This is a genomic window from Chitinophagales bacterium, from assembly GCA_040877935.1.
Classification (GTDB): Bacteria; Bacteroidota; Bacteroidia; order Chitinophagales; family CAIOSU01; genus JBBDNB01.
Genome location: JBBDNB010000049.1, coordinates 1 through 16,794, shown reverse-complemented (window position 1 = coordinate 16,794; position 16,794 = coordinate 1). Strand labels below are relative to the sequence as shown.

At 38.1% G+C, this 16,794-nt stretch carries 11 protein-coding genes and 1 CRISPR repeat array (1 of these 12 only partly in view); all 11 genes read right to left on the bottom strand.

Features of this window, described 5'->3' with window-relative positions; genetic code table 11:
* A CRISPR array of direct repeats spans nucleotides 1-2,669; the repeat unit is 36 nt; unit sequence GTTGTGGTTTGATTGTAAAAATTGATCTTTGATATT; it reaches 200 nt to the left of the window's first position.
* Between the two features lie 253 nt (nucleotides 2,670-2,922).
* Nucleotides 2,923-3,261 (bottom strand): CRISPR-associated endonuclease Cas2, encoded by a 339-nt coding sequence (cas2, locus tag WD048_14220; GenBank protein MEX0813371.1) that lies wholly within the window; start codon nucleotides 3,259-3,261, stop codon nucleotides 2,923-2,925.
* Between the two features lie 67 nt (nucleotides 3,262-3,328).
* Nucleotides 3,329-4,270, bottom strand: a complete 942-nt coding sequence (gene cas1 / locus WD048_14215; GenBank protein ID MEX0813370.1) for a type II CRISPR-associated endonuclease Cas1 — start codon at nucleotides 4,268-4,270, stop codon at nucleotides 3,329-3,331.
* A 45-nt stretch (nucleotides 4,271-4,315) separates the two neighbouring features.
* Nucleotides 4,316-5,008, bottom strand: a complete 693-nt coding sequence (locus WD048_14210; GenBank protein MEX0813369.1) for a hypothetical protein — start codon at nucleotides 5,006-5,008, stop codon at nucleotides 4,316-4,318.
* Nucleotides 5,009-5,070: 62 nt separating this feature from the next.
* Nucleotides 5,071-5,226, bottom strand: a complete 156-nt coding sequence (locus WD048_14205; protein MEX0813368.1) for a hypothetical protein — start codon at nucleotides 5,224-5,226, stop codon at nucleotides 5,071-5,073.
* A 3-nt stretch (nucleotides 5,227-5,229) separates the two neighbouring features.
* Nucleotides 5,230-9,828 (bottom strand): type II CRISPR RNA-guided endonuclease Cas9, encoded by a 4,599-nt coding sequence (gene cas9, locus WD048_14200; GenBank protein ID MEX0813367.1) that lies wholly within the window; start codon nucleotides 9,826-9,828, stop codon nucleotides 5,230-5,232.
* A gap of 545 nt (nucleotides 9,829-10,373) precedes the next feature.
* On the bottom strand, nucleotides 10,374-12,509 hold the full coding sequence (locus WD048_14195; protein ID MEX0813366.1) for a 3-hydroxyacyl-CoA dehydrogenase NAD-binding domain-containing protein: 2,136 nt from the start codon (nucleotides 12,507-12,509) through the stop codon (nucleotides 10,374-10,376).
* 153 nt (nucleotides 12,510-12,662) lie between these two features.
* Nucleotides 12,663-13,040, bottom strand: coding sequence for a four helix bundle protein (locus tag WD048_14190; GenBank protein ID MEX0813365.1), 378 nt, complete (start codon nucleotides 13,038-13,040; stop codon nucleotides 12,663-12,665).
* A gap of 47 nt (nucleotides 13,041-13,087) precedes the next feature.
* On the bottom strand, nucleotides 13,088-14,368 hold the full coding sequence (locus WD048_14185) for an acetyl-CoA C-acyltransferase (protein MEX0813364.1): 1,281 nt from the start codon (nucleotides 14,366-14,368) through the stop codon (nucleotides 13,088-13,090).
* 30 nt (nucleotides 14,369-14,398) lie between these two features.
* Nucleotides 14,399-14,818: a hypothetical protein gene (locus WD048_14180; protein MEX0813363.1), complete on the bottom strand. Its 420-nt coding sequence runs from the start codon at nucleotides 14,816-14,818 to the stop codon at nucleotides 14,399-14,401.
* Nucleotides 14,819-14,948: 130 nt separating this feature from the next.
* Nucleotides 14,949-16,175, bottom strand: coding sequence for an alanine dehydrogenase (locus tag WD048_14175; GenBank protein ID MEX0813362.1), 1,227 nt, complete (start codon nucleotides 16,173-16,175; stop codon nucleotides 14,949-14,951).
* Nucleotides 16,168-16,608 carry a tRNA (adenosine(37)-N6)-threonylcarbamoyltransferase complex ATPase subunit type 1 TsaE gene (gene tsaE / locus WD048_14170; protein MEX0813361.1) on the bottom strand — a complete coding sequence of 147 codons (441 nt, stop codon included), beginning with the start codon at nucleotides 16,606-16,608 and terminating at the stop codon, nucleotides 16,168-16,170. Before tsaE ends, WD048_14175 begins: the two co-directional genes overlap by 8 nt.
* Nucleotides 16,609-16,794: the final 186 nt, after the last annotated feature.

The following is a 16,794-nucleotide window of genomic DNA, read 5'->3' as shown; positions in this document are numbered from 1 at the left end:
TGTGGTTTGATTGTAAAAATTGATCTTTGATATTTTTGGAGTGGAAATATGCACTGCTGGCCTAGTTGTGGTTTGATTGTAAAAATTGATCTTTGATATTCAGGGGAATGCCGTTATATGCAGTAGTGCTGTTGTGGTTTGATTGTAAAAATTGATCTTTGATATTTGCGGCTTCTGTTGCCGATACAGGGGCTTGGTTGTGGTTTGATTGTAAAAATTGATCTTTGATATTGGAAAATTTATAGCCGATATTTGCGCACAGGTTGTGGTTTGATTGTAAAAATTGATCTTTGATATTAATAACTTTAACGGTTGCCGGAAACCCAGTGTTGTGGTTTGATTGTAAAAATTGATCTTTGATATTTGGCAAACGCATCATATTGTAAGGAAATTGTTGTGGTTTGATTGTAAAAATTGATCTTTGATATTTGTGCCATTTCTTATATACGCTGTTAGCAGGTTGTGGTTTGATTGTAAAAATTGATCTTTGATATTTTTGCATCCTCGGCAGTCGGTTCATCTTCAGTTGTGGTTTGATTGTAAAAATTGATCTTTGATATTCTTTATCTGATGTATATGTATTATTTGATGTTGTGGTTTGATTGTAAAAATTGATCTTTGATATTGAGAATTTGAAGAAGAAGATGCTAAAGAAAGTTGTGGTTTGATTGTAAAAATTGATCTTTGATATTAAGCTAAATTAAAGAAAGAACGAGAAGAAAGTTGTGGTTTGATTGTAAAAATTGATCTTTGATATTATTGCTTTTATGGTGTATAAGCCGTTGTTAGTTGTGGTTTGATTGTAAAAATTGATCTTTGATATTTCAGAGATAGTGGCCCACGTGTGCAATTGGGTTGTGGTTTGATTGTAAAAATTGATCTTTGATATTTTCGCCAATCCTGTCCACCAACAAAGCCTTGTTGTGGTTTGATTGTAAAAATTGATCTTTGATATTCAGTCAACTTTCCTGATAACGTCCTGCCTGTTGTGGTTTGATTGTAAAAATTGATCTTTGATATTGATTTCAATAAGGTGTTGAATATGCTATTAGTTGTGGTTTGATTGTAAAAATTGATCTTTGATATTCCAACCAGGCCACAGGAACGGCCACAGTAGGTTGTGGTTTGATTGTAAAAATTGATCTTTGATATTTAAGGTTATTAAAGTAGTGGAGACGGAAATGTTGTGGTTTGATTGTAAAAATTGATCTTTGATATTAGCACCTCAAATAACAGTAGCCATAAGCGGGTTGTGGTTTGATTGTAAAAATTGATCTTTGATATTCGGTGTGGGCCCGACAAGAGTCAACATAGAGTTGTGGTTTGATTGTAAAAATTGATCTTTGATATTTCTAACACACGCTATAGCCCATACCCTTCGGTTGTGGTTTGATTGTAAAAATTGATCTTTGATATTCCAACCAGGCCACAGGAACGGCCACAGTAGGTTGTGGTTTGATTGTAAAAATTGATCTTTGATATTTAAGGTTATTAAAGTAGTGGAGACGGAAATGTTGTGGTTTGATTGTAAAAATTGATCTTTGATATTCCGGAATGTCTGTCTTTGAGGCAGCTCCTTGTTGTGGTTTGATTGTAAAAATTGATCTTTGATATTTGTTGGTGTGACACTTAACGAGCCCCAGAGGTTGTGGTTTGATTGTAAAAATTGATCTTTGATATTATGTCCTTTCTTCTCATTTGCTTTTAAGTTGTTGTGGTTTGATTGTAAAAATTGATCTTTGATATTGGGATTTCGCTGCCGAGGAATGGGCCAGAGTTGTGGTTTGATTGTAAAAATTGATCTTTGATATTATCAGCCCAGCCGCCTGTTATCAAGCCTGTGTTGTGGTTTGATTGTAAAAATTGATCTTTGATATTCGGCAGTTTGAACTGCGCACGGCAGGCGTGGTTGTGGTTTGATTGTAAAAATTGATCTTTGATATTTGAAATTAGAGCTAAGAACAGCCAGGAGCAGTTGTGGTTTGATTGTAAAAATTGATCTTTGATATTGAGCCACGTTGTTTAGCTTGTCGTTACCCAGTTGTGGTTTGATTGTAAAAATTGATCTTTGATATTAGTACAACGGAATAAAAACGCCACCAAACAGTTGTGGTTTGATTGTAAAAATTGATCTTTGATATTTTTGCGTGTTTTAGTATGAGGAGAAACGAAGTTGTGGTTTGATTGTAAAAATTGATCTTTGATATTAACAAGGAAATGAGAATAAGAAGAAAAGTGTTGTGGTTTGATTGTAAAAATTGATCTTTGATATTGACCAACAGTTCTATAATTGTTCTGCAAAGGTTGTGGTTTGATTGTAAAAATTGATCTTTGATATTCGAAAGCTCTCGTTATAACTGCCATTTGCAGTTGTGGTTTGATTGTAAAAATTGATCTTTGATATTCGCTTCCAGGAGCGCATACGGATGATCAGGGTTGTGGTTTGATTGTAAAAATTGATCTTTGATATTTTGACGCCAAAATAGTGGCTGATAAGGTAGGTTGTGGTTTGATTGTAAAAATTGATCTTTGATATTGACGTTCCAAGCGAAAAGCCAGGCGCAAAAGTTGTGGTTTGATTGTAAAAATTGATCTTTGATATTAGTGCCACTTATGCAATAAAGCTTTTAAAGGTTGTGGTTTGATTGTAAAAATTGATCTTTGATATTACAGCGCCTGATAATCGCTTGTATATCATTGAATTGGAAAGAAATATCAAAGTATTTAACGGCAGTATTGCATTGGGAAAGCCTTTGCTGCTGCCGTTTTTTTAGTCCCAAACCTTCAAGGTTTTTTTCTTGAACCTTGAAGGTTTTTGTGGAAGGAGACATGAAACCTTCAAGGTTTTTCGAGTTGAGGATGTTTGTCATGCGGGTGTTAAACCTTGAAGGTTTTTTCGTGATCCTTGAAGGTTTTTTTGGGTTAAAACAACTCCAACTGCTTAGGCCCTTCGGGCAATGGATCGGTTTTTTTGCCCCAAAAATTCATAATAGTGCCATATTGTTTGTCGGTGATTTCCATAATGCTCACCTGTCCTTTGCTGGGGACAAAGGATTTTACCCGCTTGATATGAACAGCCGAGCTTTCTCGGCTGGCGCAATGCCTGGAATATACACTGTATTGCATCATGGTAAAACCGTCAGCCATTAGTTTTTTCCTGAAACCGGAAGCGTTTTTGCGCTCGGTCTTGGTATTGGTAGGCAAATCGAAAAATACAAATAGCCACATAATATGATAAGCGTTTAGTCTGCTGTGTCGCATAATTTTTACTTTGAACCAAACTCTGACAGGGTTTTTTGAACCCTATCAGAGTTGAAGTCTCCCCTTGTCAGAGTTGAGGGTATTTCATTTTTTTGCTCTCTCCCTTAAATACCTTTGCCAGCGAGGCTGTGGTTTCAGAAAGAGCCACCATAAGTGGCCTTTTATTCTTTCCCATTTGCACATCCGCACTGAGCAACTCCAATAGACAAGCTTTTGAATCCTGCTTGAGATCTTCACAGTCCATTTCGTTTTCCAGCATATCCTTTACCTGTAAATCCACTATTGGGCGATAGGGCTCCATAATATCATCTGCCAGGCAATAGGCGTTGTATTTATTGCGATGGTGGATACCGAGGATAGGGAGGAGGCCTGAGCCTGATAGTGCTCTTGCAGTTGCAGCCCTGATAATAGCATAGCCGTAATTCAATGCCGGGTTGGGGCTTTCCCCAAAGCGTTCTCGCGCGAAATCCCTTCCAAAGAACAAAGGCCAATACCTTCGGGCTGCCTCGCCTTCCCTGTTGGTGACATCTCCGCTTTTTACGTTTTTGGCGATGTGCAGTAGGGCTTCGTTTCCAAGCCCAACTTTTCCAAAGTTCTCAACTTTGGAAAAGTTTGCCAAGTCCAGGGCTGCTGCCTGATTCCTAATTTTAGCTTTAATGGTCTGCTGCCAGATTTGTTTTTTCAAAGGCTCACTGGCGTTGAGCTGATAGCGAAAGGTTTCTGTTTGTACGGTATTGGCATTGAGGTTGAGCAGCATAGAAACAGGTAGGTATTTGTTATTGCAAAATACCACTGCTGTATTGTTTTCTGATAGCAATTGCATCGCGCTTTGGGTAAAGGTGATCTGTGGGTGTTCCAATACAACAAAGCCCAGGTCTTCTATGGGCACTGTTCTGGACGTTCCGTTTCCTTTTGTATTTACCACCAGTTGATTGCTTGTTGTGCTGAGGTGGTACGGATTGCTGAAGAGTAAGGTGCGTTTGAGCATGGTTTGGTGTTTTTGGTTCAAACCTTCAAGGTTTTTTTGAAACCTTGAAGGTTTTTAAAATGTGGGTTACGTAAACTTCAAATCTATTCCTGTTAAATTTGGAGGCTCTGTATGGCAGTGGATGAAATTTTCCAGGCCTCCAAAGCTGTCAAGTACTTCTTCTTTTTTGATCAGTGAGTCTTTGTTGCTGATGATGGCATTGTAAGAGGAAAACTTCCATTCATCAGGAGTTTTGCAAAGGCCTGCTTCAACGGGATTGTAGTGGGTATAGTGGATGGCTTTGCAAAAATATTGGTCGGTGATGATGGGGTTTCTTTTGAAGGTGTGCATAAATAAACTGCCTTTACGGTTTTGCTGATTGTTAAAGGCTTTGGTATAGGCGTTAAAAAAGTTGCTGAATTGTTGCGATACCAAACCTTCAAGGTTTTTGAAACCTTGAAGGTTTTTCGAGGTTCGGAACTCTGTCAGGGTTGTTTCTGAATCTTGATTTTCCATAGCTTGGAACTTTGGAAAAGTTTTGGGATTCTTTTTGATGTATGTTTCTATATCCTCGGTTTTTTTAATTTTCACCACAAAATGAAAATGATTGGGCATCAGGCAATAAGTGTAGGTATCTGCAATAGGGTAGATGTGTGTTTTATATTTTCTTAGGAAGTATCTATAGTTGTCATCTGAAAGAAAGCAGCTTTCATTGCCATTGGCCCGGTTAAAGATATGGTATCTTTTTTTAGGTTCTAATTCTATGATTTTGTTACTCATAGCAATTACATTAATTTATATAAAGCTATGAAATAAAAATCAATAAATATTTGTGCTTTGGTTTAGCTAACCCTGACAGGGTTTTTTCTCCTGTCAGGGGTGGGATGCTCATAATTCTCATAGATTTTTACGAGCTTAAAGGGCAAATCCAAATTTTTGGGCAAGATTAATCCGCTTGCCCCCAAGCCAATACTCTTAAGAAATTCTGAGCGGTTCATGGATTACACTTTAACTATATCACCAGTAGTTGTAAGTTTAAATTCAAACCCTTCAATTAACAAAGTCATTTTTAATGGACTCAAAAGTAACTTGGGAATAGGTAGTTGCTCGAAGTCGACACTTGATTCTCCATTTGTTAGAGATGCTGGTGGTTTTACCCCAAATTCATTTTCATAATCTGTTTTTAATTGATCATCGTTGCGTGCCTCCTGGTGATATTGTAAAGTGATTCTACCATCTTTATTGGTTTTTCTAACAAAGTAGAGTCGTTTTCGCTTTTCTTCTTTTTTCAAATCCCATAATTCTTCCGGATGATTTTCATATAATAGTACTAAAGTATTGGGTTTAAGAAAGCCTTTTATATTCATTCCATTTTTATCTGGAATTAGAGGATGGTTTTTTCTGTATATTTTATTACTTTCTTTAAAATAATCAATTGCATCAATTAGCCTAACACTTAAAGCAGCCCTCTTAGTTTGATCATTATTTTCATAGATTGCCAAACAATAATTCCTTTCGTTTTGAGCATAAATCCATTTTTTGTGGGGATGTTTTTCAGTACCATCAATATTTTTAGCCTTATCTCTATGTTGTTTAAATTCGGGAAGAGGTTCAGATAAATGAGCTTTTATTCTAACTTTCTTAATTGGAGTAAAAATATTTTTACCTTTCTTGGGAGGTATTATATACAGCTCATTTTCTATTTGATGCTTGAGTTTTTTGATTTGAGTCTTTAAGATAGCTTCTTGTTCATTCTCAGCTTTTTTCAGTTCCTTGTTTAAGGATTCTATTTCTTTTTTCAGTGATTTTTCTTGAACCCTACCTTTTTTAGAAATTTCTTTTATTGTTGGATCTATAATCTTATCCAGATCGCTATCACTTAGATCTGAGAGTTTCTTTCTTACTACATATTTTACCTCATCATTTCCTTTTTTATCAGTTTTCAAAACAAATGATCCATCGTCATTTCTCAATGGTTTACCAGTTTTATCGTCTATTTCAGGTAATTTAATAGCTCCATAAAAAGTATCTTGGTGTAGGCTACCTCTCGCAGTATCACCTTGCTGATAGATTGGAATTCTATTGCCCTTCTTATCTAGCTTGTAAATGATTTTACCGTTTGCATCTTTGGCAGGTTTTTTATTATCCTTTTCGTCTCTAATAAAGTTTCCTTGACTGTCTTTTTGATATTCCACAAGGTATTGGATTCTACCTCGCTTCCTTAATTTCTTTTTTGTTTGTTTGGGGACATTGTCTTTATGTGCATGTACTATCAAAACTTCATTTTGAAGATTAAGCACATCTTCAGTAAAGGTTGACCAAGGCTTTAGATGACTGAATTTATTTTTGACATCATATTTGCTTTCTTCTTCAGCTTTTCGCCATTCTTCGGCAAAAGCATCATATTTATCTTTGGTCATACAAGCTACTGTAACTGCATCCATGCAATGGTGAATATGGTTCGCTCTTGATTTTTTCTCGTACTCTTTTTGGATTCCCCATGCTTTTCTAAATTCTGAAACTGCTACCCCATTAACTACACGTACATTACTGTTATCACTATGCGTTCTGAACAAACAGCTAAGGTAATTACGGGCAAATCTTGTGATTAATCCTGTATCGGTAGTTTGACTGTTTTTGAAACCCTCGGGTACTTGCTTCATGATAAATCTTTCATGCTTGCCTTTCAAATAGTTCCTTTCAAACGTAAGGACATGTCTTTTGACTATAGCCCTATTTTTTGCCTCTATATCTGTGATATTACTGGCATTTATCTTTTTGATTTGATTGTCAAGATCATTGTATTTTTTCTCCCAATGCTCGATTCTTTGTAGGATATCTGAATGATTATCTAACTCAGATGGAATTTGATTTTTCTTTTCTTCACGGTTGAATTTTTTTGAACAGAGTGTTTTGTTCATCATTGAGTTGTCCCATGACCTGCTTCTTGGAATGGTATGTTCTATATCATATTTTGGATCTGGGCCAACAATGTCGCAGATAGAAATATTTGTGCTATTCAATTCGTATATTTCTTTTTTACCTTGCTCTTCCCACAGTAAATATCTCAGCACATCATCTTCTGAAGGCTCAATTTCTTTACCAGACTCAGCCTTGTATAGTTTTTTGATCTCAGTTACTGCATTTTCTCTCTTGTTTCTAAGTTCATCCTGCCATTCTTTCCAGGCCTTCCTTTTATTGATGTCATTTACTTCCCTTGCCAGTTCTATATGAATTCTTGTTTTTGGTTCAATTACCCCATTTAGCAACAGTTCGTTAATTAATTTCCTGAGTTGATGCATGGCGCGCATCAAAATGGGATTTTTGATAGATTCGCTTTTAGGAAGTGGCAGCAGTTTCAGTGCTTCGCCTTTCACCAAAATTTCATTTCCATTTTTATCTTTTGCAGCAACTGGCTTAAAGCTTTCTAAATCAGATGGATGGTATAGGTTTTTGATTGTTTTTTCATGTTCCTCTTTTTTGGCTCCTTTAACAAAATCATTGTCCAACAAAAAATCTTTGACACTATCATCTATTCTTTTGATTTTTAAAAAAGCATCTTTTGAGTTGATTTTTTTCATTTGCTTTTTCAGTTGTTCAAAAGCATCGTTCAGTAATTCATCTTTGTTTTCTCTTTCAGCCCAGAATTTTTTACCAAAAATTGAACTGAGTTTTTCTTCTAAATCTTTTCTGAAATATTCTTCAGCTTCATCTGAAATCTCTGCTTTAGTTTCAGGTGTTTTGTAGGTTTTGATTAGTGAATTGACAGCCAATTGTTTTTTTACTTCTAAATTGTGGTTGTCCAGTACTGACCCTATGCCTGCTTCTATAGCAGATCTGCTTTCCGCATCTTTCCAGTACTTTTCTTTGATTACTTTTCCCAAATTGGCCATAAAAACAGCATGGGAATATTTAAGTCCTTTTTTCAGCCAAGGAAGTATATTGCTGATTGCTTTGAGGCTTAAGCTGGCATATCCTTGTGACAATGGTATTTTGCAAAACTTTTGCGCTTCTATTTTACTAAGCCCTATATTATTGATAGCAAAGTCTTTTAGCTTTTTTTCATCTTCATATGTGAACAAAATGTGCCATAAATCTTTGTAGTCCACATTTCTTGTTACGGTGTTCCCTTTATCATCAAGGGTCTGATAAGTGTATGTTTTGGTTTTCCAATCTTCACCTAAAATTTTCTTGAAAGCTGCTGATACAGGGCTGCCTGATATTGTAGTGTTTAGTTTGTAGTTTATCACGTAAGGAAACCCTTTTGCCTCGCTGTCTTTGTAGTATAGCGGAGTAACTCCTTTTGGGAAAAGTTCATTTGCAAGGTCTTGCATCTTAAAAGTGCTTCTTTGCAAGTAAAACCTTGGAATAATCTTTTCAATTTCATCTTCATTTAGCCTTCTTAAACTTTCATCTTCGGCAGTTTTGATTTTAATATTGTTGATGAATGACCACATTCTGAATTCTTCAAATTCCGGTCTTGAAATTGGACATCTTGGTTTATTGTTTTCAAAAGTACACTTGCCTACTAAGCCTTTTTGGGATTTTAGTGGGCGCTGAAAAAATAAAGCTTTGTATAAGGCTATTTTTAGATTCTTAGGTATGCTTTGCGTTTCACAAATTCTATTGAATTCTTCCTCATAATGATTTTCCCTATCAGTGTATAGCGTTCTGATTTTATTCTTTATGTCATTTCTATTTCCTTGATATAAATACCAAAAATATTGACCTAAAGTATCACATTTGGCTTCTTTGATTTTTTCGCTCAGTTCTTTTATACCTTTTTTTACAGCTCCAAGATTTTCAGGTCTGTTGATATATCTGTCAATTTCAATTTTAATGGAATTGAAATCATTGTAATCCTTTCCTTTTACTTTATTGGCAACTACTTTTTTAGCATAATTTAGAATGCTTTTTATTTTTTGTTGCGTGTTATCTAAATCATCGTTTTTCTTTCCATTTAATTCATAACCTTCCAAAAACTTTTCTATTTCAATGTGTAACTCAGAAGTATTAGTGGATTCATCAATGATAAGTTGAAACTGATCTTTGAAATCTGAGATAGCATTTTCATCTGATTGCTCTAATCGATTGCTTTTGAATCCTCTGCGCTGAGCCATGTGGTAAATTGCTCTGCCTAACTCATGTTTAAGTGTTTGCTTGTTTTCCCAATCATATTTATTCCGTGAAAACTTGTCTCTAAATTGATATGGATTTTTATTGATCTTATCATCTGTTTTAAGCCAATTTAGAAAGTCTTCATTTTCAGGATACTTCTTGAAACCAGAGCTTTTCCATAATTCTACATCATCAATTGATAGGGGGCACATTCCATTTTTTACAAGCACTAAAAGAGTTTCATATTTCCTGAGTTTTCTCCTAAACTTTAATCTTCTAGCACTTCTAAAACCAGTACGCTCTGAAGCGCGGGATTTCATACTTCCGGTTTTGGCTTCAATATTTACACCTTCTGGAAAAATGATTACTCCTTTTGTAGGTTGTCCATTTTCTTTCGCAAGATTAAGTTCACCATCTTCACGTTCCACCACAGCCCATCCAATACTGTTTGTTCCCAAGTCTAATCCAAGAATTTTGCTCATAATTTTTTATTTAGTATTTTCACTTTACAATCTTATCACAATAAGGCTATATGCCGTAGGTTTTAACCTTTAACCCCGCTTCGGTGGGGTTTTCTTTTTCTAAAGCATCTGTTAATTGAAAATCAACTTCAAATTTTAGTAAAAAGGGGAAGTATCTATCACTTTACAGGGATGAAGTAAATATATGAAAATTATTCTTTTAGTTGTCAGATAATGCAGAATAAAACCAAGAGCAAACCACAAAAATGATGAGAAAACCTTCAAGGTTTCCAAAACCTTGAAGGTTTAGCAGTTTATTTTGATACAACCCGATTTCTCATGATCATCTGCCTTTGCAGCAGGCAAGCTTAATGACCTTGTTTCCGTAAATATCATTCAAAAACGCCAACCCGCGTGAGGGATAGTAGCGAAAAGCCCACAGCGAGGTACGAGCGAGGACTTGTAGCGGATAGCCCGACCCGAAGGGGCACGCCCTGGTTTATTTGGGCATTTTTTTATTTGGTTATTTGATTATTTCAGGGGCTGAGTGGGAAAAATCCAAGATTCTATTCCCCATAAAACAACTTACCCGCAGCAGCTTTTTTTGCCAGTACATCGGCTGGCTTAAAGCGTTCGCCATATTTGCTTTTTAGGTCGTTTAGAATTTCCACTGCTTTTCTGGGGTTCAATGCATCCACATAGCGGAAGGGGCCGCCACGGAAAGGCGGGAAGCCCAGGCCAAAGACCGCTCCGATATCGCCATCCAAAGGAGAGCTGATAATGCCTTCTTCCAGACAGATCAATGCCTCATTAACCATAGCAAAGCCGAGGCGCAGTTGTACTTCTGTTTCATCGAATTTTTTGCGCTCTGTGCCGCCAAAGAACTGGTACATCTCGGGGTTGATTTCCCCGCTTTTCTTTTTGCCATTTTCATCGTACTGGTAAAAGCCTTTTTTGTTTTTGCGGCCTGAATATCCGGCATCGTTCATTTTGATCAGTACATCACTGGTTTTGGCTCCGGGGCGCTGTTTGTAATGCTCGATCAATTCGCCCTTCATGATTTTGGCGCCCACATCTATGCCCACTTCATCGATCAATGTGACCGGCCCCACCGGGTAGCCGAATTTCTTCAGCGCGCGGTCCACAAACAGGGCATCGGCTCCTTCTTCCAGCACCAGCAGGCATTCATTGAACATGGTGGCCAATATGCGTGTGGTGTAAAACCCGGGGCCGTCATTGACCACTATGCAGGTTTTGCCCTGGCGTTTGCCCAGTTCGTAGGCGGTGGCCACTACCCAGTCTGCCGTTTTTTCGTAGCGGATGATTTCCAGCAAAGGCATTTTGGGAACAGGGGAGAAGTAGTGCATGCCCACGACCAGTTCCGGTCTTTTGGCCTCTTTGGCAATGGAGGCAATGGGCAGGGCAGAGGTGTTGGAAGCAAAAATGCAATCTTCACGGGTAGCGGATTCCGTTTCTGCCAGGATTTTTCTTTTCAGGTTGATGTCTTCGAATACCGCCTCAATTACAATATCGGCACGCTCGAAGTTGGAATAATCCGTTTGGCCGTGAATGCGATCGACAACAGCATCGGCCTCGGGTTTGCTCATTATTTTTTTGCGGACTTTTTGCTCCATGCTTTTCCAGATATTGGCTTTGGCAGTGGCAATGCCTTCCATTTTCAGATCCTTGAGCAGCACTTTGATGTCTTTGTTGGCACTGACTTCGGCAATGCCTTCGCCCATAAATCCGGCACCGAGCATGGCTAGGGTGTTTACTTGGCGAGCACCTTCCCAGGGATTTTTCTTTTTCTCGGTCATGCCAAAGAAAATATTGATCAACTGCCGGCTTTCGGGCGTGAGAATCAGTTCTTCGAACAATTTGGCCTCGGCATCAAATCCGGCTTTTCGGCCTTTTTCCATGCCGGTTTTTACGCATTCCAAAATTTTAAAAGGAGCGGGGTAGTTGCCCTGCGTTTGCTTCATGACCATTTCCCCTGCTTTTTTATAAATGATATTGCGGGTAATGGGATTGCTTTCCAGTAATTTTTCGGGCAATTTTCGGCTGTCCTTTCTTTTGATCGGTTTTTTGCAAAGCTCCAGCGCAAATTCACAGGCTGCGCGGTGCAGGGCTTCCTTGTGTATCAGGCGATCTACCAGCCCCATTCTTTTGGCCGGTTTGGCAAAAATATTTTTCCCGGTCAGCATCATGTCCAGGGCTTTTTGAATACCAACCAATCGAGGTAAGCGCTGGGTGCCACCACCACCCGGCAATAGACCGAGCTGAACTTCGGGCAGCGCCATTTTTGTGGATTTATCATCGCTGGCCATGCGCGCTGTGCAGGCCAATGTTATTTCCAGTCCGGCACCCAGGCAGGAGCCGTGAATGGCAGCAACAATAGGTTTTTTGGAGTCTTCCATTTCCTGCAAAATACGGTGTCCCTGACGGGTGATGGGCTCAAAATCCCCGGGTTTTTTTACTTGCTTAAAAGCATCGATATCAGCCCCGGCAATGAAATCTTTCTTTTTGCTGATCAAAACTATTGCCTTGACTTTAGCATCATTTTTTAAATCGCTGATAATGCCGTCAAATAGCTCAATGACTTCTGGCGAAATCTTGTTGACTTTTTCATCCTTTTGATCGAGCCAAACGGTTGCGACACCATTGTCAGCTATGTCGATTGATACGAAATCTTGTCTTTCCATAATTGTTTTTTAAATGCTAAATTCTAATATCTAAATGCTAAACAAATTCAAAATCAAAAATTCAAATGCTTTAAACTTTTCCTGTTTTGATATTGAGTATTTGAAATTTATTATTGTTTAGTATTTAGAGTTTTATGATTAGGGTTTGACAATTTACTGTGATTTTGTGACGATTGCACCAAATATCTTGGTTAATTCAATCGACTCTTTAATCAATGTCATTCTTTCTTCTTCTAATTCTTTGTCGTTGTTAGTATCCACTAACTTTAGAAAAAAAGTACTTTCTTTTGCCTCTTTCCTACATATTTTAATACGCATTAGAAAATCCTTTTTGCTCAAAGCTTCGTTTGCTTCAATATAGTTTGCGCCTTGAGATCCTGATGCTTTTACCAACTGCCTAATATCCTCAACGTTTTCAATTGTCCTTGGAAGTTTTTTCGTGAATGCCCTTACATTTTTAGCAAACAGAAAAGTACGCTCTTCTAAATCGAAGAATTTCTTTTTCTTAGGACTGTTTGGTAAATTTTCCATTATAAAATTGAGTATTGTTTAGGATTTAGTGCTTAGTGCTTAGAATTTTATTCGGGGTATTTTTCCAAAATCATTGCATGCCCATGTGCTCCGGCAGCGCAGGCAGCCAGTAGGGCGTATTTTCCATTTTCTTCTATCAAGCGATTGGCAGCGGTGGTTACAAGCCGTACTCCCGTTGCACCAAATGGATGCCCAATGGAAAGTGATCCACCCCAAAGATTGAATTTGTCCATTGGAATTTCACCCACGGCTTTGTCCCTGCCCAGGTTTTCCTTGGCAAAAGTATCAGAAGCCAGGCATTTTAGATTGCTCATAATTTGTCCGGCAAAAGCTTCGTGAAATTCAAAAACATCAATATCAGAAAGCTGCAGATTGGTTTTTTTAAGCAACTTAGAAGTGGCATATGTTGGGCCGAGCAAGAGTTCGTCATCCAATCGCTGTGCTGAAAAACAGAAATCATGCACATAGGCTTTGGGTTTGAGTCCCAATTCCTTGGCTTTTTCCTCGGTCATAAATAGTCCTGCTGTTGCACCATCGGTTAAGAAAGATGAATTGGCCGCAGTAAGTGTTCCATGTGGTTTTGAAAAAGCGGGTTTCAGTTTGCTGATTTTTTCTACCGTAGTATCACCACGCACGCCATTGTCTTCCGTAATGGCTTTGAATTTCGGGGAAATTTCTACAGGTACGATTTCCCTGGCCAGCTTGTCTTTGTTTTTTCCTGCCAACTGATGCGAACGGGCGGCAAATTCATCCTGTTCCTCCCTGCTGACTTCAAGACGGTCGGCCATCAACTGACAATCCTGCCCCATAGTGCGACCGGTAATAAACTCGGCAACCTGTGGTGCATCGGGCACAAAATCTCCGGGACGCAGCGACAAGACAAATTTTAAAATATCGCCAGGGCCTTTAAGCTTTTGTGCGGCCATTAATTTTTTGCGCATTTTCTTCTTAAATTGAATGGGAACATCGCTTACATTGTCTGTTCCCCCGGCTATAAAAACGTCAGCCTGTCCGTTCATTACTGCATTGATGCCACTTGCCACCGCCTGATTGGCAGAAATACAGGCCTGGGTTACGGTATGGCAGGGCACATGTGTGGGAACGCCTGCTGTGAGAGCAGATTCGCGCGCCACATTGCTGGTTCTTACATTGGAAATCACCGTTCCCATAATTACGGTGTCAATAATATTGGGATCTATGCCCGTTTTGTGCAATAGCCCTTTAATGGCGAATTTGCCCAGCTCATAGGACATTAGGTCTTGGTAATCTGTGTTAGAGCGCAGAAATGGTGTACGCACTCCATCTATAAATACTACTTTTTTACTCATGGCTTTGTATTTTATAATTTTATTGTATGATTATTCTTCTGCTTGCTTGTAAACTACTTTCACATCATATACCGAACTTGCTTTCTTTAATGGAGCAGGTTTGTAATAGTGATATATTAGCAGTGAATCTCCTTCCCATTTAACTTCAATAGGGCGAAGGTCTTCGCTTACATAGACATTACTTTCTTTATTTCCCAGGGCTTCATCTTTATTAAAAACAATTACTTCATTTGTCAGGATTTCTTCTTTACAGATGCGATAACCGGAAGTAATATTATATGCTTTATCCGGGGAGGAAAAGATTCTTTTCATTTCGAAAGCGCAGGATGGATCTGCTTCAATTTTTTGTTTCAACTCTTCGTATTTTTCTGTTTGAACTTCTTTGTTTTCAATTGAATTGCAGGCATTAAACACAATAAGAGCAAGTAAGGACAGAAAATAAAATTTCATCTTTTGATTTTTTAAAGTTTAGAAGTTTCCAAATATAAGGAATAAAGATGGAGTTGATAATTAGAAATCACTACTTAGATTGTTTCGTCCTGGCCAAAATCGAACCATAAAACTACCAAACCATCTAAAGTCACATCCCCGAAGTGAAAAGCAAGTCTATATTGGTGTATTTGATATTGAAGCGTTCTGAAAGGTGTTTGTTGGTCAGGCAGCCTTTGTAGATATAAATGCCATTTCTGGAAACCACATCATAGTGCAGTGATTTGTCAATTCCACCGAGTTCTACAGCTTTGAGCAAACGCGAAGTTAGTACATTGCTCATGGCATAAGAAGCAGTACGTGCCACGCGCGAAGCAATATTTGGGACACAGTAATGAATGACATCGTATTTTTTGAAAGTAGGGTTTTGATGACTGGTCACTTCAGAGGTTTCAAATATACCACCCTGATCTATGCTTACATCTACAATTACTGCCCCTGCTTTCATGTTAGAGACCATTTCTTCTGTAACAATTAACGGTGATCGCCCCGACTCGGAATGTATAGCGCCAATTACTACATCGGCAGTTTCCAGTTCTTTGGCCAGGATATTAGGGAAAAGACTGCAAGTGTATATTCTTTGCCCTACATTGTTTTGCAGGCGCATGAGTTTATAGATATTATTGTCAAATACTTTTACATTGGCACCAAGTCCCAGTGCTGTATTTACGGCAAATTCCCCTACTACACCAGCCCCTAAAACAACAACTTTTGCAGGTGGCACACCAGATATCCCGCCCAGTAGTACACCCTGTCCGTTTCTGGTATTACTCAAGAGTTCTGCAGCAAGCAACATCACAGAGCTACCGGCAATTTCACTCATAGAGCGCACAAAAGGGAAAGTTCCCGATTCGTCTTTGATGTATTCCAGTGCCAGTGCAGTAATTTTTTTACGCATCAGATGTGGAATAAAATTTTCTTTGATTGTGGGCAAATGCAGGGGAGAGATTAAAATCTGGTGGTATTTTAGCAAATCGACTTCATCTTCACTGGGCGGGGCTACCTTTAAGATAATTTCTGCTTCAAATATTTTTTTGGGATCGTAAGCGATTTCTCCGCCCACTTCTGTATAATCTCTATCGGTAAAATTGGAGCCGCTTCCTGCTTTACTTTCTATCATTACCCGATGCCCGTGGCTCACAAGTATTTCTACTGATTCGGGAGTTAATGCTATGCGTTTTTCCTGGAAGGATTTTTCGTTGGGAATGCCAATAAATAATTTTTCTTCCCCTTTGTCAATTTTTGCGGGAGATTCCTGGGTAGATAGTCCAAACTGGACTTCATAACCGGAAAAGGAGGAAGGTTTTTTCTCACTCATTGTGAATTATTTTAACATTGCGTTCCAGTGCATTTCGTTTTGTAAAGTAAAGCGAAACAGCCTTTTGGGGAAACAGAAATTCAAGCATTTCAGGCCACTCTACAAATACAAAGGCATTTTCATTGTAAAAATATGATTCTATATCTATATCCAGTGCCTCTTCCGGATTTTTTAATCGATAAAGGTCAATATGAAAAATTTTTTCCTTCTTCATTCCGGGAGGCAAACTGTATTCATTAACAAGTGCGTAAGTAGGGCTGGAAAATGTATCCTTAGATCCCAACAACATACAGATGCTTTTGATCATGGTGGTTTTTCCGCTGCCTACTTCACCGTAAAATGCAAAAAAATATCTGTTTTTACAAAGCTCCAATACCTTATTTGCAGTGTATTCAATTTTATTAAGCGTATAATTTAATTCCAAAGGAGCCATGTTTGAATTATGCGTAAAATTAAACTCTAAGAAGAAGGCAAAATTATGTAAAACCAATAAGTCCCCAAGCTTAGAAAGCAAAATAAAGCTTGGAGGAAAAACACTTAGCTATTTAAATATAAATTGTAAAACCACAAAGATTCTGTGTTAATAACCAAGAGTATTTTTAATTAATTTTGATTTTGA